The following is a 2,006-nucleotide window of genomic DNA, read 5'->3' on the forward strand; positions in this document are numbered from 1 at the left end:
CGGCGGTCGACGCCTGGCTGGTCCGGGGCCGACCGTCGGTCGCGCGGCCGGGCTCGGCAGCGGCGCTGTTCCTCGGCGCGCGGGGCGGCCGGATCGACCAGCGCGCCGTCCGGACCCTCGTGCACCAGCGGATCGCCGAGGTGCCGGGCGCCCCGGACCTCGGGCCCCACGGACTGCGCCACACCGCCGCCACCCACCTGCTCGAGGGCGGCGCCGACCTCCGCTCGGTGCAGGAGCTGCTGGGTCATGCCTCCCTGGCGACCACCCAGCGCTACACCCACGTCACCACCGACCGGCTGCGCTCCGCCTACCGTCAGGCCCACCCGCGCGCCTGACGCTCACCAGGCGGGCGGGCGCGCCGGCGGGCGCCAGGCGTCGTACGGCAGCACGGCCAGCGGGGGAGTCCAGGGCCGCGCGTCCACCCCGCTGTCCCGCCACAGCGGCAGCAGGCGCACGGGACCCTCGCCCACCAGCGAGAGCGGGTCGAGATAGGTGTCGTCCCGCTTCCAGCCCCAGTGCAGGCACGCCCGCGGGGCGCAGTGGGAGGCGAACGCCTCGAGCGTCCCCAGCGCAGCCCCCGCTGCGACCCGCTCCCCGATGACCACGTCGGCCCCGACCGGCTCGTAGGTCGTGCGGGTGGCGCCGTGGCTGACCACGACCACCCCGCGCCCCGCCAGCGGCCCGGCGAAGGTGACGGTGCCGGCCATCGCCGTGTGCACCTGCTGGCCCGGGGTGCCGAGCAGGTCCACGCCGCGGTGCCCCGCGCCGTACGTCGATGCCGGCGGGTCGAAGCCGCGGACCACCTCCGGCTCGGGCCGCAGGGGCCAGCTGCCGACGGGGTCGGAGGGCTCCGCGGCTGCCGGGGCCAGGAGGAGCAGGTGGGGGAGAAGGGCTCCGCAGAGCCGCGCGCGCAGGGTCACCGGCCGAGCGTCGCGTGCCCGCCACCGGAGCCGCTGCGGCACCACCCCGGCCCTGGGGACAACGGCGACCGCGGAGGACCCTGGGGACGACTGCTGGCGATTCGGGGAAGGGGGCCGGGGACGGGTAGTCTGGGCGGACCGGTTCCGGACCGTCCGTCAGGGCTGCCCACGAACCGGAATACGCGCGTCAGCAGACCACGACGGTGCCCCCTCCGGGTGCCGACCGCCCGTGGGTGACGGCCCTCAGTCCCGAGTCATCGGGTCGGGCCGCACGCAGGCGCCAGGACCGAACTGAAAACAACCCCAATAGGAGAACACCACCATGGCTGTGGTCACTATGCGCCAGCTCCTCGAGAGCGGCGTCCACTTCGGACACCAGACCCGTCGCTGGAACCCGAAGATGAAGCGCTTCATCATGACCGAGCGCAACGGCATCTACATCATCGACCTGCAGCAGTCGCTGGCCTACATCGACCGCAGCTTCGCGTTCGTCAAGGACACCGTGGCGCGCGGCGGCACGATCATGTTCGTCGGCACCAAGAAGCAGGCCCAGGAGGCGATCGCCGAGCAGGCGACCCGCGTCGGCATGCCCTACGTCAACCAGCGCTGGCTCGGCGGCATGCTCACCAACTTCCAGACGGTGCACCAGCGGATCAACCGCCTCAAGGAGCTCGACGACATCGACTTCGACGACGTCGCCGGCAGCAGCCGCACCAAGAAGGAGCTGCTGCAGATGCGCCGCGAGCGCGACAAGCTGAACAAGTCGCTCGGCGGTATCCGTGAGATGACCCGGACGCCCTCCGCGGTGTGGATCGTCGACACGAACAAGGAGCACCTGGCCGTCGAGGAGGCGCGCAAGCTGCGCATCCCGATCATCGCCATCCTCGACTCCAACTGCGACCCGGACGACGTCGACTTCCCGATCCCGGGCAACGACGACGCCATCCGCGCGGTCGGCCTGCTGACCCGCGTCGTCGCCGACGCCGTCGCCGAGGGCCTCATCGCCCGCTCCGGCGTCAAGGGTGACGGTGCGGCCCCCGCCGCCGAGGAGCCGCTGGCCGAGTGGGAGCGCGAGCTCCTCGAGAA

At 73.2% G+C, this 2,006-nt stretch carries 2 protein-coding genes and 1 pseudogene (1 of these 3 cut by a window edge); 2 read left to right on the forward strand and 1 reads right to left on the reverse strand.

All coding sequences use genetic code 11. The features are described 5' to 3' along the window. A pseudogene (locus H0487_RS22190) lies at positions 1–335 on the forward strand (tyrosine recombinase XerC); it begins 675 nt to the left of the window's first position. 3 nt (positions 336–338) lie between these two features. On the opposite strand, the gene H0487_RS22195 reads toward H0487_RS22190, so the two are convergent. Then, on the reverse strand, positions 339–920 hold the full coding sequence (locus H0487_RS22195) for a M23 family metallopeptidase (RefSeq protein ID WP_183096376.1): 582 nt from the start codon (positions 918–920) through the stop codon (positions 339–341). Positions 921–1,242: 322 nt separating this feature from the next. Here H0487_RS22195 and rpsB point away from each other — a divergent pair. Further along, the coding region (gene rpsB / locus H0487_RS22200) for a 30S ribosomal protein S2 (RefSeq protein ID WP_183096377.1) at positions 1,243–2,006 on the forward strand (764 nt) is incomplete at its 3' end.

Origin of the sequence: Nocardioides stalactiti (assembly GCF_014180715.1) — a bacterium.
Taxonomy (GTDB): domain Bacteria; phylum Actinomycetota; class Actinomycetes; order Propionibacteriales; family Nocardioidaceae; genus Nocardioides; species Nocardioides stalactiti.